The following is a 21,237-nucleotide window of genomic DNA, read 5'->3' as shown; positions in this document are numbered from 1 at the left end:
TTCTGTAATTAGGGTGGTACCACGGCATTCGTCCCTTGCGGCGAGTGCCTTTTTGTGTTATTTTCTGCAAAAAAGTCCATGGACTGACAGAAAAAACAAATTAAATTCGGGAAGGGTGTAGTACTGTATGTCTACAAATGAAAATTCTTTGGAGCTGCTGCGTGAACAACTCGATGCTACAAATTTGCAATTGCTGGAGCTGCTGTCCCAACGCGCTGAACTGGCCGGACAACTTGGAAAATTGAAGGAAGCTCAAGGGGTACCTGACTTTGATCCGGTACGTGAGCAACAAATGCTGGACAAGCTGATCGCGGCTAACCGTGGGCCTTTTGACGATGCTACGATTCGCCAACTGTTCAAAAATATTTTCAAGGCTTCTTTGAACTATCAAAAAGAAGAACACAAAAAACATCTGATCGTCAGCCGCAAAAATCAACCAGATAGCACAATTATTAAGGTTAAAGATACGCTGGTAGGCGGCAAAGCCTCCATCATGGTCGCAGGTCCATGCTCGGTGGAAAGCTACCAGCAAACTCGTGAAGTAGGTGCGGCTCTCAAGGAAGCCGGTGTGCCGATTCTTCGTGGTGGCGCGTTTAAACCACGTACGTCTCCGTACGATTTCCAAGGACTGGGCGTGGAAGGACTGCAAATTCTCAAACGTGTAGGTGATGAGTTCGGACTGGCTACAATCAGTGAAATCGTCGATCCAAGACATTTGGAGGAAGCGATCCAATACATCGACATTATTCAAATTGGTGCGCGTAACATGCACAACTTTGAATTGCTCAAAGCTGCGGGTGAAACAAGAACTCCGGTTCTGCTCAAACGCGGACTGGCTGCAACAATGGAAGAGTTCCTTCATGCTGCTGAATACATCGTTTCCCGTGGTAACACGCAAGTCATGCTGATTGAACGCGGTATCCGTACGTACGAAAAATGGACGCGTAACACGCTGGATATTTCCGCTGTTCCGATTTTGAAAAAGGAAAGTCATCTGCCTGTATTGGTGGACGTGACTCACTCGACAGGCCGTAAGGACATCCTGGCCCCTTGCGCCAAAGCTGCCCTGGCTGCTGGAGCCGACGGTATCATGGTGGAGGTCCATCCGAACCCGGCAGTCGCTTTGTCCGATGCTCAGCAACAGCTGAACATTCCTGAGTTCCACAACTTCCTATCTGAAGTCAAAGAATCCGGTTTATTCAAAGCGTAAAACTAATTTTATGCTGGGACTTGTAAACCGCTTTCATTTTCTCGGACATTGATGTAAAATCGGATCAGGATTGTGACTGATCATGCAGGCAAAACCTAAATGTATATATGCTCAACTATTGTTGAGACATATATATGTTTAGGTTTTTTTTATGCCTAAATCTTGAATAAAAAGAATACTTACATGGTCATAATCCTAAAAAACATCATAGGAGCGTTCAGAGTGGGGAACAAAAATGAGAGAAAGTAAACACGATTGACTTGCAAGGTAGTGATACGAATGCAGTTAGTTTCACAGTTCCCGCAGATGCTAAGTCAGGGAATACGCTTCATATCATTGCAGAAGTACAGGACAATGGAAAACATCCTTTAAAGCATTATCAACGTGTGATTGTAACCGTAAAATAATAGAACACAACATCCAATAAAATTAGGCTCATGGAATAACACTCCATGGGCCTGTTTATTTTTGCACATCGGACCTCAGACAATCTCTATACACGTTTCATGCTTTTTTCAGTCAAAGGAATATAATATCCTTTGCCATTCGGACCCATAGCAAATTTATTGCGGAGATGGATTAGATTAGGGCCGAATTTCTCTTCTAATTGTTCACGGAACTCATATAGGATTTCCATGATATAAATATCATGAATAATCACTTCCGTAATCGGCATCACCAGACCCGGATGCAACGTCCATGCAGCGCGGCTGTCATCTCCTAGTGAAAGTATGCCAGCTACGACCTCCCGGTCGTCTATGCTAAGTACAATCCACCGCCCCCCAATTTCGGACGTAATCTCTTCACTCATATCATGGCGGTAAACAGTAGCGAAATCAAAGTTAAGCTCCCCATACGCTACAATGATCACTTCAATTCCTTGTTGGGCTACTTGCTCTAAGGCATCTCGGAACACCTCGGCATCCTCTTTCCAAATTTCCAATAAAATTCGGTGTTTAGCTCCTTTTACCCCTTCATTTATACGATTGATAATGGCTTCATACCCCGAAATATTCCAAATATTCTCTCTATTTTGAAATGATGCCGTGTACTGCTCCAAACTCTCTTGCGCCACATTGAAAATCTGCTCTGCTTTGCGTTTTCTCTGGGCAATCAATTCATGTGGCGGAAGCGGCACATACAGAGGCGTATTTTCTTGACTGACCATGATGTCCCCACGGTTGACCATTCCAGACAAAACCTCGTAAATTTTGGATCTCGGTACCCCGGAATTCAATGAAACGGCGTATCCCGAAAGCGGAGAGCTTTCCAATAAGGTCACATAAGCCTTGGCTTCATATTCACTAAAATTCAAATCCCGTAGAATTTCTAATATATTTGGTTTTGGTTTCATGACGTCTTCTCCTCAATTCGTGTTCATCCTTACTATATCACTTCCCCTTGACAAAAACTGATATACACACTATCTTTTTAGTAACGTTTTTATAGTAGTCACTATAGTAGCAACTATTGTATTTCACAGGGGATTACCTCAGGGAGGATTTAACTTGAACAAAGTCATAGCTCATCACAGCGAAAGCAACAGGATTTACTACGGTTCTACGATCCTGGCCCTATTGATCTGGAGTACATCGTTTATTGCCACCAAAGCAGCCTACACGACGTTCCCCCCGCTTACCTTGGGTCTATCCAGATTTATTATAGCTTCCGTAGTGCTAGGTATCGTTTTGCTGATTAAAAAAGAACATGTCAAAGTAAAGCCAAAGGATTTGGCTACGATTTCGTTTAGTGGTGTTTTGGGAATCACTTTATATTTTTCAATGGAGAATATAGGGGTTAGCCTGACTACCGCTTCCAACGCAGCATTGATTGTTGCATCATATCCCGCAATTACGTCGCTGCTTGAGCTTATTTTGTATAAAGTGAAAATATCCAAATATAAAATTTGCGGCATAGCACTGGCCATGATCGGGGTATATTTCTTGACTTCAGTTGGCGAAAGTTCGGATAGTAAGAATCAACTCATCGGAAATTTAATATTAATCGGGACGGGTTTTGCGTGGGCGTTTTACACTTTCATGACGCGTAAGGTTGTGGACAAATATCCACCCGTGACGTTATCTTTTTACCAAACCGTTGCAGGGAGTATCTTTTTTATACCGTTGGCTCTATTAGAAAAGGATCGTTGGCAGGTTCCAACAACAGGATCGTTTATGTTGTTAGTATATCTGGGTGTATTCTGCTCCGTTATCGCGTTTTTGCTTTATAATTACGGATTAATCAAGCTGTCACCGAGCAGTTCCGTTTCTCTGATGAATTTGGTTCCGATATTTGGAGTCTTATTTTCTGTGTTGCTTTTGCAAGAAACGATTACATGGCGCCAAATCATCGGCGGTTTGGTCGTTATTATCGGTGTTTTACTAAGTGCCCATCAAACAAACCGTACCTAAAATGATAGATTGCGCACTAGTTAGAAAAGTTAAAACAAGCATCGTTGTTATAAGTATCCGCGCTACAATACAAGGGCGAGTGACCTTACCAAAAGTTTCTCGCCCATCGGTTACATTTATGCCGTCGGTTTTTTTTCTTTTATATAAAAAAGGTGGTTATATTGATTGATGAGGTTATCCATAATTACAGACTGTCTGAGCACACTGGCATGATTAAAACCATGTTTTGCTTGCAAAATATACAGCTTTTGACGAGCATTCTCAAGCTGTTGACGCAAAATGTCGTCTCTTATCATAATATATCCCTCCTTGTCATATTATCAGTGTAGAGGGTTATGAATAAGTATACTAAAAGTAAAGGTTTGGGATAATTATCTAATCGCGCAAAAAAAGACCTGCTCTAGGAACCTTAAGCTTATGCCATTAGACAATCTGCTGTCATTCTCCTATCCGGCAGAATGAATATCCTGATCCGTGACGTTCTTCTTGGCTGAAACCGGAAAAACGTTTTTTCCCTTGGCCCATAGCAACAACGCTGCAAGCAGCAATATGCCACCGTTTAACACAAAGATCCAGCGGATTGGCATCCAGCTGCCAAGCATGCCGCCAATCAACGGCCCCGCCATGGTCGCGAGTTGGGTGGCTGATTGATTCAAGCTAAAGGCTCTTCCGCGAAACTCCGGCTTGGTGACCTCCACAGTCATTGCGTTGATAGCAGGCATAACGGACGCATAAAACAATCCATATCCAAACCGAAGCGCACCAAAACCAACGAAGTTGGTTACATAAAATTGTAGGATGTTCCCGATTCCCGAACCGATCAGTCCAATCAGCAGCACATGTGCAAATCCGGTCCGTCCCCCAATCCGTCCCCATTGAGGAGCCATCAACACCGCCGCAATGCCTACGGCTGAGAATACAATCCCGGAACTTAGAGAAGCTTGGCTGCGGTCAACTCCCATCTCAAGCACATATACTGTAATTAACGGTTCCAATATCATAACGGAAAAGGTACTTATCCCGGCCAAAATAAGCAAAAAATACAATGGCCGGTTAGCAATAGCCTCCTTGATATCATCACGAACATGCGAGCGGGTACGGGTTCCCTTGAAGCTGTCCTCTCTAGCGCCAAAGGTCGCAATTAATGCAGATACCAGTACAAGAGCTGCAGAGAAGAAAAAGGCATTCCGATTGCCATAATAATGGCTCACCACACCACCAATCAACGGACCTATAATGCTGCCTGTCGCCCCAGCGGTCGCCATTATACCGAGCGCATAGCCCGTTTTTTCTTCTGGCGAACCCGTTCCGACCAGCGCAATCGCAGCAGGAATAAACCCGGAGAGAAGACCCTGAAACAACCGTACTCCTACGAACACATACGGATCTGTTACAAAAGCACATATCAGGTACAACACCGCCAGGCTAAAGCCTGAACGAATCAGCATCGGCTTACGTCCATATTTATCTGCAAGCGAACCCCAAAATGGGGCAATCAGCGCACTGGCTAAAAAAGTGACTCCAAAGGCAGTCCCCGACCACAGTTCCAAATGATCATTTACGCCCATTTCCGTATTCAGAAAAATAGGTAAAAACGGAATAGACACGGAATAGGCCATGCTGCAAAACAACACGCCAATCCACAAAATGACCAGGTTTCGCTTCCAATATAGATGCATGATGCCACACGTCCCTTCTGCTCATTCCATTATTACCCCCTCAATTAGAAAAGTCTACCGCCCCCCTCATCCTTCCATCGTGGAACAACCGTGAAGAAGCTGATATAATCGAATGGAATGGAGATGATGACATGGCTAAGAAGAGAAATTCGTCTTCCCCTGCTCCTGCGCCTCAGGACAAACCTGCTACGTTAAAGGATCTGTTGAGTCAGGATGTGCTGAATAAACTTAAGGCTCAAGCCAATGAAGCCCAAGCAGAACAGGACAAGCGTAAAGAAGACGAACGGCAGCGTGCCGTCGAAGCAAAAAAAGCTGAACAGAAGAAGCTAGATAACAACTTTGAGCATCTGCTGAATAACAGCAATTTGGACTGGCACAAATACAAATAAGCCAAAACCATAACGGTTTTGGCCTATCTTTACGCTTTATGTTATAGCCAGTCACGAATATGTTGTACTGAGTACAGCACCCCTACCCAAACCGGCAGACTGAACGCCATACCCCATATGAGACCTTTTGCCAGCTTTTTGTCTACCTCCATCATGATCCTGCCCCTTTCCTTGGGAATAGCAGCAGTATGGGTCAAGAATACGGCTTTCAAACCCGTATTTCCTTATCCCCAGCAAAAAAGGTATGATAGAAAATGGAAAAGTGTTCTGCGCTGCCCCCAAACTTTAAATTAGGATGTTACACCATCCAACCTTTCAGGAGGAATATCAATGAACCGAAAAACGATACGCCCATGGTACACGCTGTGCCTACTAGCCATCATGCTCGTGCTGGTTGCTGGATGCGGTACAAAAGCGGCCGATGTGGAAGCTGCCAGCCGGACAAGCACTTCAACTCCTGCTGCGACTAAAGACAAGAACAAGGCTGTTTCCCATCCGATTGTCACGATTGTCATGAATGATGGCAAGAAAATTAAGCTTGAGCTGTATCCGGAAGTAGCACCGAACACGGTTAACAATTTCATTTCTTTGGTACAAAAGGGAGCCTATAACGGCACCATTTTCCACCGTGTGATCCCAGGCTTTATGATTCAGGGTGGTGATCCGCAAGGTAACGGTACAGGTGGCCCCGGCTACAGTATTAAAGGCGAATTCAAGAGCAATGGTGTTAACAATACACTCAAACATACACGTGGCGTATTATCCATGGCCCGCTCAGCGGATCTGGATTCGGCCGGATCGCAATTTTTCATCATGGTTGCCGATGCGGACTACCTCGACGGTCAATATGCCGCTTTCGGTAAAGTAACGTCCGGGCTGGACGTGGTCGATGCTATCGTCAATTCCAAACGGGATAGCAATGACAAACCGATCCAACCGGCTACGATGAAAAAAGTAACTGTGGATACGCTAGGTAAAAAATATCCAGCTCCAGTCAAAGTAAAGTAAGACATTCAAATCACTCTTTCAAAACGGGATAACAGCAACGACCTTGTGCATACGCATGAGGTCGTTTTTGCTTATCCCTTGATGCTCTCTAAGCTGCTGCCTCTATGATGTAGTAAGAGTATATACACAAAAGGAAGCGTTTTCAATCATTATTTTTAAAGTTTTTTTCCGTTATAAGAGCCGCCAGCGTTCGACAAAAAAACTACTGTATGAGCAGTAAATTCGTCTAATTGGACTTGGTCTCGACTGAACGAATACCTTCCATCTCTTGCAGCAGTGACAGCAATTCCTCCACTCCTTCTGACCGGGACAGCTTTAGAAGCATATGAATAACCAACTGTTCACCGTTATTGATGCGCTCGGCGTGAAAACTGTGAATGGTCAGCTTCTTGTGCTCCAACAGTTCTTTGATCCGATTCAGTACGCCCGGTTCATTGTCGACCTGAACAACCACTTGTCGCGTAGACGGGGTAGCCATCTGATAAAACCGACTATGGAGCAAGGACTGAGCCGCTAAAATAAACAACGTCACACCTGCACCAAGCCCATACATTCCTGCACCTACGGCTATACCGATTCCGGCGGTAGTCCAGATGCCTGCGGCTGTGGTCAATCCTTTGATTCTATTTTTTTGTGTGAAAATCATCCCTGCGCCGATAAAGCCGACTCCACTTATAACCTGCGCTGCTATTCTGGAAGGGTCCAGCGACAGGTTAGACCAGACGGCTTGATCCTGAAACCCATATTTGGATACCACCATCATGAGCGCTGCGCCAATACCGACAATGAAATGCGTGCGAATGCCTGCCTCCTTCATCCGACTCTTCCGTTCATAGCCGATTAACGCACCGCACAAGCCAGCGAACATGACCCGAATCAGATAATCCCAATCCCACATACTTTTTTCACTCCACTATTTATTTATGTTTTGAAAAGATGTTGCCTTAATATATACAACTCAATAATGCTACGGCAAATGAGCCGTTTATACAGCTGTTATTTTGTTATTACCCAAATTTTAAGGTATCTTCACTTCATGCTCTGGCAGATTGCGATGTACCTTTCTCCCCTTAAGCAGCCACAACTCCGGTGTATCCTGTACACCATCAAGGCGCAAGCTGAACGCCCCCGCTGGTAAATTGCGTATACGCAGCAATAGACGGTTTCCGTCTGCTACGGCATCCACAAGCTCTAACAACGTTAGTGAATCCTTCCTTAGGTGGCGGCTCAGGTCACGTGTTGTACCTGCTCTGTCCTCCCGGCTCCATATACGCAGCTCATCTACAGACGGTGTAGCAATCCGCTTGCTGAAAGAAATAACCACCTCATCTTCAGCTGATCGTTCCGCCTTAAGCGGTTTGGGCGGCTCATCGTACATGTAACCACCCAAATGGTATTCATAGGCGGTCCAGGCGTCGTACCCGCCCTCCAAGGCGGCAGCGCCAAACCGCCGCGTCCACTCACGGTCCCGAACCATACGCGCGAGAGAACCGATATCCGCCTGCACCCCGAGGGGCAGACCCGGATAAGCGGCCCGTATCGACTGCGCGATGCGGGCGTAGCCGTGGGTATACTGCGGCGGCAGACGGCGACGCATCCAGTCCGGCCAATGGGTCTGGAGCACGTGCATATCCGGGGCTACGCACCCGATCATGGCTACCGCGTCAAGACCCTGCCATTCCCGTAGCTGGCCGGGGACATCGCCGCGTCCGCTCACAGCAAGCGACCATGTCGCCACACAGATGTCCGGTCGGACATCTCGCACACCACCCGCACCGTTTACCAGCTCGCTGATCAGGCCATTCACGGCGTCCACACGCAGATCAACCCACTGCGCGTACAGCTTCGGAACCTTCCGGTAATAATTCCGCGCATGCTTGTCGCGAAAATCCGGAATGTCCTCACCGCTACGCTCGCGAAAGGCGCGCTGTGCATGTGGCCCAATATCCCCGTACACTCCACTGCGCAGCCCGTTCCATTCGGGGAAATAAGGCTCCGCCACCTCGAACCCGTCGAACGGAATGTCGGTGACGAGCCGGGCAGCAGCTTTCTTTTTCCATTCCATATACTCCTGGGCAAAATGCGAAAGCCGCTGAAACCCGTCGTTCGGTTCGCGCAGCAGCTCCATGCGCCATCCTTTCCACTCCGGCGGCAGCTGGGACACGCCAAAAGAACCGTTGCCTAGCACCATCGCCCACACCGCTATGCCTCTGCGTTGAAAAGCAGCAACAAGCGCTCCATCCACTTCATTTTCACGCACGACAAAATAATGAACGGTCTGGTAGCCCGCAAGGGCGATCTCATCTGCTATACTGTCCCGCGAACGGTTCGCGTAATAGGGAAACAACGGATCGATTTGAATACTGGGGCCGCTCAGTGCCCACGGTTTCACTTTTCCGGTCAGTGCTATAGCGTCTGTCGATTCGGGTTGGTCATTTGCGTTATAGCTCAATTCGATCCACCTCCGTCACCCGGTCTTCCCCGATACGTGTTCCTGCTATAAGTTCCTGCTGGTTCCCTATGTTACCATATTTCGCAAATGGGGTGAAATCCAGCGGTGACTGTTTCACCATCAACGTACAGAGGTATGGAATAACGAGTCAGGTTTAGTTTATGAACGGAATGGGAGGAATAGTCAATGGCAGAGCAGAGATTGCAAGGAAAGATAGCAGTGGTCAGTGGTGGAGGTTCAGGAATCGGCAAGGCGACCGCGATCCGTTTTGCAGAACAAGGCGCCAAGGTGGTCATGCTGGATCGGACACCCAAGCATGCAGAGGAGACCCAAGCAATTATTGAGCAGGCTGGCGGTGAAGCACTTGTGCTGGAATGTGACATTTCCAAGCCAGATATGATTCAGCAGGGGTTCGCTAAAGTCGTGGAAACGTACGGAAAGTTGGATATCGTGTTCGCCAACGCAGGCATTAACGGCACCATGGCCCCTATCGAGACACTGGAGCTAGAGGAATGGGACCGCACGATGAACATTAATCTTCGCGGCACCTTTGCTACTGTTAAATATGCCGTTCCTTACCTGAAAGAACGCGGCGGCAGCATTATCATTACCAGCTCCATCAACGGTAATCGAACCTTTTCGGGTATTGGATTCTCAGCCTACGCCTCCACCAAGGCAGCTCAGGTTGCGTTTATGAAAATGGCAGCGCTGGAGCTGGCACGTTACAAAATTCGGGTCAACGCGATATGCCCGGGAGCCATCGACACGCAAATTGACAATAACACATACCCTTCGGAAGACTTGAAGAAGGTACAAATTCCAGTCGAATTTCCGAAGGGCGGAGAGCATCCGCTAGAGGATGCCCCTGGTGAACCAGAGCAGGTTGCCAATCTGGTCCTGTTTCTCGCCTCAGACGAGTCATCTCATGTATCGGGTACGGAAATTTATGTAGACGGAGCAGAATCACTACTGCGTTAAGTATTAGAATGGAGAACGTTATCCCCAGGCGTACTATTGTTTAGGCATTCTTAGCATTCTTAGCAGCCTTATCCTTGGTCAGATACTTGTGGAGAAGGCTGCTTTCATATAGCTTTACAACGGCTTTGATGTCGACCTATCAGCACCATGCACAGCTCCTTTGCGAAAGCGGACATACAGCCTGCCTCCCGGGAGCACCTCGAACAACAGCATCAGAAGCGAAAAGAACAGCAGTGCAATGGCTTCTTCTGCCAGAATGTACAGAGGATATGGCCCCAAAACATCCAATATCGACGGTGTCGACGGCTTTCCGGCTAGAAACATGTAGTTAGCACCGAGAGCATCGTCTACGATCCACACTATCAGCGCCAAGCCATTCAGAAAAAGCATAGCTCCCCCCACACTCTTCCATGTCGGTTTGAGTCCTTCTATCCAGGTCATATACAAGGCTGCCAAAATAATAGCACTATGAGCTACGAAAAAATGGATAAAACGATAATGCGGAAAGGCATATGCCAAATTAGGCGTGAGTACTGCTTGGAGCGCCCCTCCAATTCCGGCAAAAAGGATGATCGGATATAACCAGCGGCTTCGAAAAATGAGCATCAGGATAGACAACAGCAGTGTCACACTACACAGTTCTAATGGCAATGAAGTCTGGACATCCCAAATATGCTGCATCACATACCAAATATTCAGAGTCACCTCTGACAGAATGAGGACTGTAATTAACAACCAGCGAATTCCCTCACTTACAGGCTTGTTCGACCGAATCCATCCCCTAGTCAGCCACAGCAGCAAAGCGCAAACAATGAGTCCCAATACAGCCAACCCATGTGACGGAGAAAAAGCCTCGAACCCTTCTGGCGCGTTGGCATCAAACCAAGGCCCTGACCACGACCTATCCATAGCTAGCCCCCTTTGATCTCTTTCTCGATCTCTTTCTCGATCTCTTTCTCGCTTCATTGCATTCTATTTTATACCCAATAGCCAATTATGTTCTAGCCGCGTTTCTTGCTTGTTCAATACCTTACCTTTATGATAAAAGATATTATATTCAAAGGAGAACCCTCATGGCCATTAATCGCCGATTAATTACAGATCAGGATTTCAATGAGGCACTGGAACGTCATCTTCGTGTCCGAGTATTTCAGGATGACCAATTGATTGGCTCTGGCGGAATCATAATCCGTTTCGACGATCAAACCATCGTCGTGCAATCCAGCGTCAGTGATCTGGCTTACCACCCTAGAAAACAATGTGAGTTTTTTGAAATTAAAAAATAGCCGCTACACACCGGGAAACCATTTTGCTGCGTTTTCCGGTGTATAGCGGCTACATTTTGTTCGTATATATCATGCCTCACATGACGATTTCTGATTATAGTTGCATTCCACGTGTTTTCATCATGAGTTTATTCGTAAGCACTTTCAAATCCTCGGAAGAAGACGAAATTTCCTGCATAATTGCTGTCTCCTCATGAGCAGCTGTATAAATTTTGTGAGCCCCTTCAGAGAAGGCCCCAGACATTTGCTGAATACGATGGATCTGCTCAAAGGTTTGATCTACCCGATTCGTCTGCTCCGTCACGGCCTCTTCCATTAAACGGATGCTCTCGACAAATTCACGTACAATAGCGTTCAAATGGTTCAGCGTCTGATCCACAGAGCTTGTCCGTTCCGCCTCGGCACTGACCAATGACGTTTGCTGATGCATCAACTGCACTGTCTCTACGATTTGTGACTGCACACGGCTAACGATGGCATTTATTTGCTGCACAGACTCCGTACTTTGGGCGGCAAGTGCGCGAATTTGGTGAGCCACTACCGCAAACCCGTTCCCTTCTTCTCCCGCACGCGCCGCTTCTATAGAAGCATTCAACGCCAGCAAATGGGTTTGTTCAGCAATATCCTTCACGGTGCTTGTAATCGCTTCAATTTGGGAAGCTTCTTTTTCCAGTCGTGCAATTACCTGCTGCGAACGACCATGTGATGCTGTCAGCTCTCCCATTCCATCCATCAGGGATGAAAATACGGTCTGCGTCGAATCTACTGAATGCTCCATATGGCCTGACAGTTCCAGCATATGTCCCGATTTGCTACGCATCATTTTAAAATCGCCCAGCATTCGGTCTGCTGTTTTAATCGATTGGGCAGATGCTTGCTTTTGCTGCTCCACGCCATTCAAAATATCTTCTACCACCGAAGACATGGACTCAATTTGTGTGGTAGCCTGTACAATAGCCAAGCTCAGATTTTCCGCACTTTGCGAAGTGGTTCTGGTGCTGTACGAGATCTCATTGAACATATCTTTAATGTTCAGCATCATGTGCCGAAATGCATCATACAGAACTTTGATTTCATCCTCCGAGCGACGTTCAGGAATCACAACAGACAGGTTCCCCGCCGAAGCTTCCTCTGCCGCCTTCGCCAACCTAACAATGGGCCGCGTGAGTAATTTTGAGATCAACCAGCCCAAAATGCCACTCCACAGGACACCCAATAACAGAATGATCGAAGTGTACACCCATTCTTGTGTACCTTGAGCAAGCCAGTCCTTGAGTACAAAAATAAAAAAAGCGCTTGTTCCATAGGTTATTGCAGAAATTGAGACAAATGCAGTAACCATTTTCGTACCTAGTGACATCTTCATGTACTGTAGCCCACCCCAAAAAACTCAAATTTGATTCCATTTTACCATAAAATTGCTACATTTCTAGTAGAATTTTTCACAGACAGATATATTTATGAGCATAAAGATACAGAGTCTTAAGTCCCCTATCCTAATTACAAAAAACAATATGTTACCAGGTAGCAGCTTGCATCTTAAGATGAACAAATCGCGTTGCCACAAGCTTTACAGGCTATTCGTCACATCTTAAGCAAGCTGTTACTCGACAAAGCCATTTTCCATTATTAAAAATCATTGTCATTTTTCTGTTCAACGACTGCTTTCTTTATCGCTTCAATTGTGTCTATTTGGTGACTGTTTTTTTCCAGTACAGTAAACTCCCATAAACCGATGGTCAGCTTGTCTCCTTGCTGGATATCAAAACGCTCTGAAAGCATCCATCCACCAATCGTATATACGTCCCCGGCCTCAATATCCGTCTCCAAGCGCCGATTGACCTCATGAATGAGCGCCTGTGATTTGAGTATGTAGCGATGATCATCTGTTTTTGTAATGAGTGGAGTTAACGCTGCGGGGGTTTCGGTGTCGGTATAGGAAGGAATGTCTCCAACAATCTCCTCCATAATATCCTCCAGTGTGACAAGTCCAGATGTTCCACCATATTCGTCCACCAGCACCGCTACTGGAATGCGTCGTTTTTGCATCTGAATCAGCAGATCCCGAGCCTGAACCGTCTCGATAACCTGAAGCACCGGATGAATATAAGAAGCCATCGTCGTATTCCCTGTGCTGTGCCCACGTGCCAAATCATGCAGGGCTTCCTTAACGCGAATCATCCCGATAATACGATCCCGGTCGCCATGTTCAGCTACAGGTAGAAAATTATAAACTTTGTCCTCGATCAGCTCCATAAACTCGGCCACTGTTGCCTGGTGGGAGATGGAGCGGATGTGGATGCGCGGTACCATAATCTCCTGCGCTGCACGGTCGTCAAAATCAAATACATTGTTCAGATATCGATATTCTGTCGGTGTAATTTCACCACTACGAAAGCCTTCAGATAACGCCAAACGAAGCTCAGCTTCACTGAGTGCTGCATCTTCTTCAGATACTTTTTTGAGCCCAAAGAGACCTGTAATGACACGCGATGAACGACTAAGAACCCAATTCAGAGGATAGGTCATTTTATAAAATATCGTGATCGGACGGGCAAAAAACAATGCCATCGGTTCCGCAATCTGTATGGCGAATGTTTTCGGTACCAGCTCCCCAATGACCACCTCAAAATAGGTCAAGATCAGAAAAGCCAGCAAAAAGGAGAGCACTCCCGTCAGGCCTGCCGGAATATGAGCCAGCACAAACAGGGGGTGTAGCAGATGTTCAACAGTAGATTCCCCTAGCCAGCCTAGCGCCATTGAGGTTAATGTCGTTCCGAGCTGACAAGCAGATAAATACTCGTCCAGCCGAGACAGAATGTTTTTAACAGCTTTCGCATTTTTGTTACCTTCTGAGGCCAATTGATTGATGCGAGATACCCGCACACGAATAATGGAATACTCCGAGGCCACAAAAAAAGCAGTTAATGCGATAAGTAATATAACCAGAATGATATTTATCATTTCCATAGCCCTCTCTTGCTCCGTTCATGATGAAGCAAGAAGCACCCCCTTTGACATTCATTTTTGGATGGAACCATAACATAAGTAATGATGTCCATAATCGTGTATTACCCAAAAATGACAAGGAGTAGACTATGTATGACCCTGTTAGCGAATCGCCAGCGGACTCTTTTGCACGATATCTATCCATTGATCAGCTATCAACTGATGCCCAACCGCTGTCGGATGAACCCCGTCATGCAGCCAATAGGAGGCGTCCGCCTGGGTAGCGGCTTCGTTCAACATGCTCTGGAGCGGCACAAATACAGCACCAAATTCGTCCGCTAGCTGACGTACAATACGCTGATACCCCGTTATTTTTTCTTGCCAAATGTTCCATCGCGCTTCGGTAGCTCCTGTTTTCAAAATAAACGGCTCGCACAGCACGAGTCCCAGATCAGGCATCACTTCACGCGTTTCCTCCAGAAGGTGGCGATACGCTCGTTCAAATCGGTCCGTCACCCCGGACGGTTCCTGCTCGACGATCCGCCAGGCGTCGTTCACTCCGATTAGAATACTGAGCAGATCCGGCTTCAGGCTAAACATGTCCTCATTCCAGCGTGCATACAAATCTGAAACTCGATCCCCCGAAATTCCCCGGTTCACAAATTCTGGCTGTGTGGTCGTCAAACGGCTCCCCAATGCACCTGCGATCAGATACACATAACTCTGACCCAGCCAATGGTTCGCATCCTCATTTCGTCCCCTTCCTCCGTCTGTTATAGAATCTCCCTGAAATAGAATACGTGCGTGTTCTGTACTCGTCATCTTCCTAACTTCCTCCTTCATATTTTCCAATAATACCCTTATCATACCTCGCGTCATCTAAATTATAAAGCGGTTTCAAAATATAGAAGAATTATAGATTGGCCATATGGCCGGATTCACTAGCTTTAATTAGGGTAGGAATCCGGTGGCAAAGGCGATCAAGTCATTTCACACCGCTCGGTACTTACACACCTCACGAAAATTACAGCCTCCGCACGCTCTGCGTGAAGGCATCGGAGTGAAGAAAGACTCGGACTTGGGGCGGTTATAGTAATCGTCATCGAGACAGGACTTCATTTCATCGATGTATCGTCCTACATTACCAACCACTTTGTCGATATCTTCTTGCGCGGGACGATATACCTCATGCTCTCCTGTCATCAAATACTCCACACGTACCTCAATCTTCTCCAAAGGAAGCTGATAGTGCTCCTGCACATAGGAAGCATACAAAAAAAGCTGGTCGGAAAAATCGCCTTCCTTGCCTGTTTTCCAATCCACGATGACCATGTCTCCATTGTCTCTACGGTAGAGCAAATCCATTTTGACATACACCTTCGTCTCATGAAGGAGCATCGTATCCCACTTCTCCACTTCTACAATTCGGGCCTTTCCCTGTTGCAGTTCACGCCAAACCGCAGTACGGTACAAATTGTGTATCACCGCGTGCTGCCGCTCCTTAATAAGGGCGATCCGTTCTGGAAGCACCTCGTCGTCGTAATAAACCTCCGCCAGCATGACGCGATTTTTCGGATCTTGTAGCCATAGCTCACGGTGTAGCGATTCCTTGTAGCTGTTATTCAACATGTTCTTCATAGCTGTCTCAAGGTATGCTGTGCGCGGGATAGCCCCTTTTTCCATCCATCCACGTATGACGGATTCACACATTTGATGCGTAATATTCCCGAATAAAATATATAAGTTGCTCAGTTGCTTGAGCCGATACAATGTAACTTGCTCTTCAGTGCCCTGTGCCGAATTCCAGCCATTATGCGAGCCGTAATAATGATAATAGTATTTGCGTAAGCATTCATCGAACGTTTGAGCCCTCGATTGCGAATAGGACCAGGACGGGTATATAGCCATGACAGGCCCTCCTTCATTAAAACTATCATCTCTTTATTATAACGCAAACCCAAGCTGTATCGGCGATAAAAAGGACGAAGACCTTAACCCATGGGTTAAAGTCTTCTACTGACTGACTAGTTTGTAGACTCGCAATGAGTCCGTTCAACATTGATCAAATCACTAACATTAACAGCACCGTCCTCACGGACGTTGACAACAAGTACCGGAGTTCCCAGCATGCCGCTGATCCACTCCTTATAATCATCCACATGATTATTCGGAAGAATCGTCAAGATGACACCAGCAAAGCCACCACCATGTACCCTACATGCGCTGTTATCTATTGACTTTAAATACATTTCGGTTAAAGCCAGTGCAACCGATACGTCTTGTTCCCGCGCAATCCCACTTCTATATACGTTTTGGAGCCATTTCCATGAGGAATTACCAGATTCGGTAACGAGCCTCAGGAAATCAGTAAAGCGCCCTTCCTCCAGTGATTTCACCTGTTCATCCACACGTCTATTTTCTTCAAAAAAATGCAACGCCCGCAGCACTGCACGGTCTCCTGCTTTTTCCCTGACCATCTTGAGGTTGGCATATAGATCCTCCGGCAATAAGTCACGGCAAACCGTTACGCCTAAAGATTGTGCCACTGCACGCATTTCGTTGGGCACTGCCGCGTAATCGTCCGTTAAATCGGCATGATTTCCACCTGTATTTACAATAACGAGGGAATATCCGTTTTGTTCAAAATTCCAATGAACAGGATTTATGATCGGTTCCTTGGGATTTTCAAAGTCAATGGAAATCAAGCCGCCATACGCACAAGCCATCTGATCGAGCAGCCCCGACGGCTTGTTCCAATAGCCATTTTCCGCATACTGACCAATTTTGGATTTAGCAACAGCATCTAACGCTCCCTCGTTATAAAAATGATTTAATATCGTGCATATCAGCATTTCAAAAGAAGCGGAAGAGCTTAAGCCTGAAGCAGAGAACACATTGCTCGATATATAAGCTTGAAATCCTCCGATACGGTATCCGAATTCAAGCAGGCCAGCGGCAATACCGCGGACCAACAACATCGTATTGTCATCCTCCGGTTTTGGCGACAAGTCGGTTAAATCGATGACGTACTTCGTCTTATAGCCTTCAGAAAAGAATGTAATTACAGACTCCTCCACTTTAGAAGCTGCAGCGATGGTATCGAGTGTAATACTGCCTGCCAGCACCTTCCCATGATTGTGGTCTGTATGATTTCCGCCAATTTCGCAGCGTCCCGGAGCACTAAACAGTTCAATGTCCCTTACACCAAAATGCTCCCGATACGCCTGTATAAGTGATTCATATCGAGTCGTTTGCTCAGAAATTTGCTGTTGACCGTACATTCGGTCAAGCACCATTTGCCCCTCTCTGGAATTCAATAGTTCCATATCTTTCATTGTATATCCCCCTAATTGTATGTGTTTTACTATGCTGGAATGATACTATCATTATCTCAATTCTCCCTGTATAAAAGTATGGCACTTTTAAAATTTGTAAGCGCTTATTTTAATCGCTTTACTGAGCATTTTATCAATATAACTAAAAAAGAACCAGCCCCTAATTGGGCCGGTTCCTTGAATTTCTTTTTAGTCGCGTTTCAGTACATATTCTCCATCACTGTTACGAGTTACTGTGGCGCCAAGCGCCTCGGCAACTGATTTGAAAGGAACATACAATGTGCCATATTCATCCGTATATGGAGCTTGTGGCAACGTCAATGTGCTTCCTTCCAATACAGCTTGTTTAGAGCCACTTTTCAGCTTAATCGTCTTACCTGTAATATCATCAATTACAGTAGTCTGTTTGGCAGCTGCATCCCATTTTAACTCGGAGTTCAGTTCGCTCGTCAGTTCACGCAATGGAATAAAGGCAGTACCACCACGATTCTCCAAGACGTAGTAATCGTCTTTAGGATCGAAAGTTGTTTCTACTTTTGTAATTTCCAAATCATTTTTTAAAATGTTGTAGATCGGAGAATTCGCTTCAAAATTGCGCAGCGTCGCTCCCGGAGTTAATTCAGCTTGTTTATTCAAGTCAATAACACCGTTAGAAATATCCACTTTATCAGCCGTCACACTACCATTGACGTTCCAAGATTGAGTTTCGGTCAGAATTGTGAAGGACTTCACCGGAAGACCATCCACATCTGGCAAAGCAACCGTCAGGTCTGTTGCCGCTTTGCGAACATTTCCTTTTTCATCAAAATACATGTCGCTTTTCAGAACCGTGTTAGCACTCAGGACCGTTTTGATTTCAGGGGACTGTGCATACATGGTGCTAACGCCTACATCATATTGATCAACAGCTAGATCCAAATATTTTTTAACTTCGGTATAAGCCTCATTGACCATTTTTTCTTTGTTAGCACTCAGTTCCGCTGTTACTTTATCACTATCTTCAATATTCATGCCGGAAGCAATCGTCTTCGTCATATCAATGGCTTGCCCGATCAGCTCTTTCAAGCCTGCTTCGTCCTTGGCCAGATTCGCCAGGAACGGTTTTACCAATGTTACCAGCTCATCCCCACGAAGTTCAGCATGCAGATGGGTCAGTTTCACTTTGTCTTTTTCACCGTATACTTCCTCGGTTACAGACGTTGCAGAAATGGTCGAAGGGTTAGGCGCATGCTTGAGCATAAGTGCAGCGGCTGTTTTCGTCAGTTCTCTCACGTCTTTGGAATATACATATGGATCAAATCCAGCAGGCAGACCGCTCAAACTCTCTTGCGAGTTCAGAGATATGTAATAAGGTTTTTTGGCACCTTCCAGTTGAATAGCCAAACCTTGGCGGTCTAAAGCAAGTTCAAACGGCAAATTATACTTATCGACGTGCAATGTACCTTTGGCAGAAGCAAGTTCCTCCGATTGTACTTTGGCTTCATCCACAGTAACGGAAATCGAATTAATCAAATCTACGATTTCTTTATCTCCTTGCGTGATTCCTTCTTTTGGAGTCAACTTAAGAGAGATTTTCTCCGTTGTCTGCTGGGATTTCACATCTAGTGTTCCCAATAAATTTTTACTTACATCAAATCCACCTACTGCCTGGCAACCTGTCAAAGCTACCATTAACAGAATAAGAGGGACGGCGATCCATTTTTTTATATTCATATTAATCCCCTTTCAAGATATTTCCGTAATCTCTTCTATTATCTCAGTGTTAACACGCATTGTAAATGAGTAGAATGGAAAATGGAACTAGTTATTTAGGATCAATTTTCAGCCTGAAGCATCCGGTAAGCCAGTAGTGCCATTTCCAGGCAACGACGTTTGTCAGGGTCTGCCAGATTTCCCTCTATGATTTCATTAATTTTATCCAGCCGATTATAAAGGGTCTGTCTGTGAATGTACAAAATTCCGGCGGTATCACGCTTGGAACCATGGGATTTAAAGTAGGCATCCAGTGTATCCAAAAGCTGCATATGGTGCTCACGATCATGCGCAATCAGCCCACCCAAATGGTCCTCTACGAACTCTTGTAGAAAAGGAATGCGGGGCACCGCCTTCAACAACTGATAGATTCCGATGCTGTCGTAAAATAACCGATCCTTCATGACTGGGACGCTTCGTGCCACTTCAATGACCTCATATGCCTCTTCAAAACTGCGATCCGTCCCCGTCATGCGATGCCTTACCTTACCAAAGCCTGCATGAATGCGCACCTTATCAAGCTGTCCTGCGGCATAGTTCTGAATATATTGAACTGTATGGGCAAGCACTTTTTTCATTTGCGCTGCGGAACGTAGTGTTAATTCCTCCTTGGCACAAAGGATGTAACACTGACTCCCCTTCATCATCAACAGATTGTGCAACGTTTCTTTTTTCAACAATGAACGAAGTAGCACTAGCACATCCTGATTGATGGACTCCTTGCGTACCTGACTGGCATCTTTGTCCTGATGTTCCACCTCAATGACCCCTGCCCAAAATAAATACTGTCCCTTCGATAACAATCGCAGGCCCATTCGGGTCTGGGCCTGTTCTTCACTGGGAAGCTGCCCGCTCAGCACATCCTGAATCAATTCATTTTGATTACGCAGCAATCGGTCTTCAAGAAACTGTGTTCTCAGCACCAATGTAGCGGCTGCCTTGGCCGTGTAATCGAGCAGCAGCGACATTTCTTCTGTCGGCATTTCACCATGCAGCACCAAACCTACTGCGGAAAACACCTGACCGAAGCATACAACGGGCTGGAACAACACGGCAGTGGATTCATTCAGGTGAAACAGCAGATGCCCCTCCCGATCGGCGGTCATACTAGATTCCACTTCATGGGCATAAAAATCTGCAATACGGTCCGCTAGATCCGGCTGGACGGAAGGTACGAATCGATTGGTATCAATGGAAGACATGTAGATGACCTGCCGGGCTGCATAGTCATGGAGCACACGCAAGAGGGCGCTCATATCAGTACTGCGCAGGGTTTCCTGCTGAAGTTGACGTGAAAATCGTTCCAGATCTTTTAGGAGTTCATGATGTCGGTTAATAAGTAGGGAATGAATATCTTGTGTAATTTCAACAAAACGTACTGGCTGCTCAAATACGATGACCGGGAAGTAATGTCGTTCCGCCAACTCCAGAATTTCAGAAGGGATTTCATGAATGCTCGTGCCCAGCTCCACACACAATCCCGCAGCTTCCGAGCGGATCAGTTGCTCCATATACTCGGCGCGCTCTTCCCCCTTCCGGGTAAGCCACAGGCCGGTCGTCAAAATCAAGTCATGACGGCTCACAAACGGAGAGACATTTGTGATTTCTAGCACATGGACCCAACCCACACGGCGATGTACGCCCTGTTCCCCCGCCGCCAGCTTCGCCCGCCGGAAAACGGGACGTTCCAGCACATCCGCAATGGTAAATGTTTTTTTACCGTTCATCGGCATTCTCCTTATGTATATGTCTTTATGTCATTTTACATGACATATATTCATCAAAAAG

General features: G+C 46.2%; 20 protein-coding genes, 1 pseudogene and 1 other annotated feature (1 of these 22 only partly in view). Of the genes and pseudogenes, 7 read left to right on the top strand and 14 right to left on the bottom strand.

The features are described 5' to 3' along the window. Positions 1-39, top strand: a binding site (T-box leader) (it extends 232 nt beyond the left edge of the window). A gap of 88 nt (positions 40-127) precedes the next feature. Then, positions 128-1,210 (top strand): bifunctional 3-deoxy-7-phosphoheptulonate synthase/chorismate mutase, encoded by a 1,083-nt coding sequence (locus tag MHH57_RS05435; protein WP_029516113.1) that lies wholly within the window; start codon positions 128-130, stop codon positions 1,208-1,210. 239 nt (positions 1,211-1,449) lie between these two features. After that, a pseudogene (locus tag MHH57_RS05430) lies at positions 1,450-1,617 on the top strand (hypothetical protein); the annotation flags it as partial. Between the two features lie 86 nt (positions 1,618-1,703). On the opposite strand, the gene MHH57_RS05425 reads toward MHH57_RS05430, so the two are convergent. Continuing rightward, entirely contained in the window at positions 1,704-2,564 is an 861-nt protein-coding gene (locus tag MHH57_RS05425) for a TrmB family transcriptional regulator (RefSeq protein ID WP_029516112.1), read from the bottom strand. Between the two features lie 154 nt (positions 2,565-2,718). Between MHH57_RS05425 and MHH57_RS05420 the strand changes: the two genes are divergently transcribed. Next, a complete protein-coding gene (locus MHH57_RS05420; RefSeq protein WP_029516111.1) occupies positions 2,719-3,621 on the top strand; it encodes an EamA family transporter in 903 nt (300 codons plus the stop codon). 116 nt (positions 3,622-3,737) lie between these two features. Here MHH57_RS05420 and MHH57_RS05415 read toward each other — a convergent pair whose 3' ends face one another. Then, complete coding sequence (locus MHH57_RS05415; RefSeq protein WP_023987319.1) at positions 3,738-3,917, bottom strand: aspartyl-phosphate phosphatase Spo0E family protein; 180 nt, start codon at positions 3,915-3,917, stop codon at positions 3,738-3,740. A gap of 150 nt (positions 3,918-4,067) precedes the next feature. After that, positions 4,068-5,300 carry an MFS transporter gene (locus MHH57_RS05410; protein ID WP_209950034.1) on the bottom strand — a complete coding sequence of 411 codons (1,233 nt, stop codon included), beginning with the start codon at positions 5,298-5,300 and terminating at the stop codon, positions 4,068-4,070. Positions 5,301-5,431: 131 nt separating this feature from the next. Here MHH57_RS05410 and MHH57_RS05405 point away from each other — a divergent pair, with 131 nt between their 5' ends. After that, a complete protein-coding gene (locus tag MHH57_RS05405) occupies positions 5,432-5,689 on the top strand; it encodes a YqkE family protein (protein ID WP_029516109.1) in 258 nt (85 codons plus the stop codon). A 330-nt stretch (positions 5,690-6,019) separates the two neighbouring features. After that, positions 6,020-6,697 (top strand): peptidylprolyl isomerase, encoded by a 678-nt coding sequence (locus MHH57_RS05400; RefSeq protein ID WP_029516108.1) that lies wholly within the window; start codon positions 6,020-6,022, stop codon positions 6,695-6,697. A gap of 226 nt (positions 6,698-6,923) precedes the next feature. Here MHH57_RS05400 and MHH57_RS05395 read toward each other — a convergent pair whose 3' ends face one another. The 3 genes from MHH57_RS05395 to MHH57_RS05385 all read right to left on the bottom strand — a co-directional run bounded on the left by MHH57_RS05395 (position 6,924) and on the right by MHH57_RS05385 (position 9,273). Continuing rightward, the gene (locus MHH57_RS05395; RefSeq protein WP_165144485.1) at positions 6,924-7,595 is read right to left on the bottom strand and encodes an MgtC/SapB family protein; all 672 of its coding nucleotides are present in this window, start codon (positions 7,593-7,595) and stop codon (positions 6,924-6,926) included. A gap of 120 nt (positions 7,596-7,715) precedes the next feature. After that, entirely contained in the window at positions 7,716-9,149 is a 1,434-nt protein-coding gene (locus MHH57_RS05390) for an N-acyl-D-glucosamine 2-epimerase (protein WP_342434921.1), read from the bottom strand. Continuing rightward, entirely contained in the window at positions 9,139-9,273 is a 135-nt protein-coding gene (locus MHH57_RS05385) for a hypothetical protein (RefSeq protein WP_268988484.1), read from the bottom strand. Before MHH57_RS05385 ends, MHH57_RS05390 begins: the two co-directional genes overlap by 11 nt. A gap of 62 nt (positions 9,274-9,335) precedes the next feature. On the opposite strand from MHH57_RS05385, the gene MHH57_RS05380 reads away from it, so the two are divergent. Continuing rightward, positions 9,336-10,127 (top strand): SDR family NAD(P)-dependent oxidoreductase, encoded by a 792-nt coding sequence (locus MHH57_RS05380; protein WP_165144479.1) that lies wholly within the window; start codon positions 9,336-9,338, stop codon positions 10,125-10,127. Positions 10,128-10,241: 114 nt separating this feature from the next. Here the strand turns inward: MHH57_RS05380 and MHH57_RS05375 are convergent, their stop codons facing one another. Further along, positions 10,242-11,036 (bottom strand): TIGR02206 family membrane protein, encoded by a 795-nt coding sequence (locus MHH57_RS05375; RefSeq protein WP_029516104.1) that lies wholly within the window; start codon positions 11,034-11,036, stop codon positions 10,242-10,244. 164 nt (positions 11,037-11,200) lie between these two features. On the opposite strand from MHH57_RS05375, the gene MHH57_RS05370 reads away from it, so the two are divergent. Further along, positions 11,201-11,413 carry a hypothetical protein gene (locus tag MHH57_RS05370; protein WP_013309048.1) on the top strand — a complete coding sequence of 71 codons (213 nt, stop codon included), beginning with the start codon at positions 11,201-11,203 and terminating at the stop codon, positions 11,411-11,413. A 94-nt stretch (positions 11,414-11,507) separates the two neighbouring features. On the opposite strand, the gene MHH57_RS05365 is transcribed toward MHH57_RS05370, so the two are convergent. The 7 genes from MHH57_RS05365 to MHH57_RS05335 all read right to left on the bottom strand — a co-directional run bounded on the left by MHH57_RS05365 (position 11,508) and on the right by MHH57_RS05335 (position 21,176). Then, positions 11,508-12,779 (bottom strand): methyl-accepting chemotaxis protein, encoded by a 1,272-nt coding sequence (locus tag MHH57_RS05365; RefSeq protein ID WP_029516103.1) that lies wholly within the window; start codon positions 12,777-12,779, stop codon positions 11,508-11,510. A 263-nt stretch (positions 12,780-13,042) separates the two neighbouring features. After that, entirely contained in the window at positions 13,043-14,383 is a 1,341-nt protein-coding gene (locus MHH57_RS05360; protein WP_342434920.1) for a hemolysin family protein, read from the bottom strand. A 141-nt stretch (positions 14,384-14,524) separates the two neighbouring features. Then, complete coding sequence (locus tag MHH57_RS05355) at positions 14,525-15,184, bottom strand: SGNH/GDSL hydrolase family protein (protein WP_318627026.1); 660 nt, start codon at positions 15,182-15,184, stop codon at positions 14,525-14,527. A gap of 168 nt (positions 15,185-15,352) precedes the next feature. Next, a complete protein-coding gene (locus MHH57_RS05350; protein ID WP_029516100.1) occupies positions 15,353-16,270 on the bottom strand; it encodes a PD-(D/E)XK nuclease family protein in 918 nt (305 codons plus the stop codon). Between the two features lie 116 nt (positions 16,271-16,386). Continuing rightward, complete coding sequence (locus MHH57_RS05345) at positions 16,387-17,697, bottom strand: galactokinase family protein (protein ID WP_342434919.1); 1,311 nt, start codon at positions 17,695-17,697, stop codon at positions 16,387-16,389. 189 nt (positions 17,698-17,886) lie between these two features. Next, positions 17,887-19,410: a copper amine oxidase N-terminal domain-containing protein gene (locus MHH57_RS05340; RefSeq protein WP_342434918.1), complete on the bottom strand. Its 1,524-nt coding sequence runs from the start codon at positions 19,408-19,410 to the stop codon at positions 17,887-17,889. A gap of 101 nt (positions 19,411-19,511) precedes the next feature. Next, positions 19,512-21,176, bottom strand: coding sequence for a PucR family transcriptional regulator ligand-binding domain-containing protein (locus tag MHH57_RS05335; RefSeq protein ID WP_342434917.1), 1,665 nt, complete (start codon positions 21,174-21,176; stop codon positions 19,512-19,514). Positions 21,177-21,237 lie beyond the last annotated feature (61 nt).

Origin of the sequence: Paenibacillus sp. FSL H7-0442 (assembly GCF_038593105.1) — a bacterium.
Lineage (GTDB): Bacteria > Bacillota > Bacilli > Paenibacillales > Paenibacillaceae > Paenibacillus > Paenibacillus polymyxa_D.
Note: the sequence above shows the minus strand (reverse complement) of the source record. Positions and strands in the feature narration are given on the sequence as shown.

What these genes read in the sequence shown, in the direction of transcription:
- MHH57_RS05355 (WP_318627026.1), bottom strand. Translation starts at nt 15,184, where the DNA reads ATGACGAGTACAGAACACGCACGTATTCTATTTCAGGGAGATTCTATA.
- MHH57_RS05360 (WP_342434920.1), bottom strand. Translation starts at nt 14,383, where the DNA reads ATGGAAATGATAAATATCATTCTGGTTATATTACTTATCGCATTAACT.
- MHH57_RS05340 (WP_342434918.1), bottom strand. Translation starts at nt 19,410, where the DNA reads ATGAATATAAAAAAATGGATCGCCGTCCCTCTTATTCTGTTAATGGTA.
- MHH57_RS05335 (WP_342434917.1), bottom strand. Translation starts at nt 21,176, where the DNA reads ATGAACGGTAAAAAAACATTTACCATTGCGGATGTGCTGGAACGTCCC.
- MHH57_RS05400 (WP_029516108.1), top strand. Translation starts at nt 6,020, where the DNA reads ATGAACCGAAAAACGATACGCCCATGGTACACGCTGTGCCTACTAGCC.
- MHH57_RS05410 (WP_209950034.1), bottom strand. Translation starts at nt 5,300, where the DNA reads ATGCATCTATATTGGAAGCGAAACCTGGTCATTTTGTGGATTGGCGTG.
- MHH57_RS05425 (WP_029516112.1), bottom strand. Translation starts at nt 2,564, where the DNA reads ATGAAACCAAAACCAAATATATTAGAAATTCTACGGGATTTGAATTTT.
- MHH57_RS05370 (WP_013309048.1), top strand. Translation starts at nt 11,201, where the DNA reads ATGGCCATTAATCGCCGATTAATTACAGATCAGGATTTCAATGAGGCA.
- MHH57_RS05435 (WP_029516113.1), top strand. Translation starts at nt 128, where the DNA reads ATGTCTACAAATGAAAATTCTTTGGAGCTGCTGCGTGAACAACTCGAT.
- MHH57_RS05380 (WP_165144479.1), top strand. Translation starts at nt 9,336, where the DNA reads ATGGCAGAGCAGAGATTGCAAGGAAAGATAGCAGTGGTCAGTGGTGGA.
- MHH57_RS05415 (WP_023987319.1), bottom strand. Translation starts at nt 3,917, where the DNA reads ATGATAAGAGACGACATTTTGCGTCAACAGCTTGAGAATGCTCGTCAA.
- MHH57_RS05350 (WP_029516100.1), bottom strand. Translation starts at nt 16,270, where the DNA reads ATGGCTATATACCCGTCCTGGTCCTATTCGCAATCGAGGGCTCAAACG.
- MHH57_RS05375 (WP_029516104.1), bottom strand. Translation starts at nt 11,036, where the DNA reads ATGGATAGGTCGTGGTCAGGGCCTTGGTTTGATGCCAACGCGCCAGAA.
- MHH57_RS05405 (WP_029516109.1), top strand. Translation starts at nt 5,432, where the DNA reads ATGGCTAAGAAGAGAAATTCGTCTTCCCCTGCTCCTGCGCCTCAGGAC.
- MHH57_RS05395 (WP_165144485.1), bottom strand. Translation starts at nt 7,595, where the DNA reads ATGTGGGATTGGGATTATCTGATTCGGGTCATGTTCGCTGGCTTGTGC.
- MHH57_RS05365 (WP_029516103.1), bottom strand. Translation starts at nt 12,779, where the DNA reads ATGAAGATGTCACTAGGTACGAAAATGGTTACTGCATTTGTCTCAATT.
- MHH57_RS05345 (WP_342434919.1), bottom strand. Translation starts at nt 17,697, where the DNA reads ATGAAAGATATGGAACTATTGAATTCCAGAGAGGGGCAAATGGTGCTT.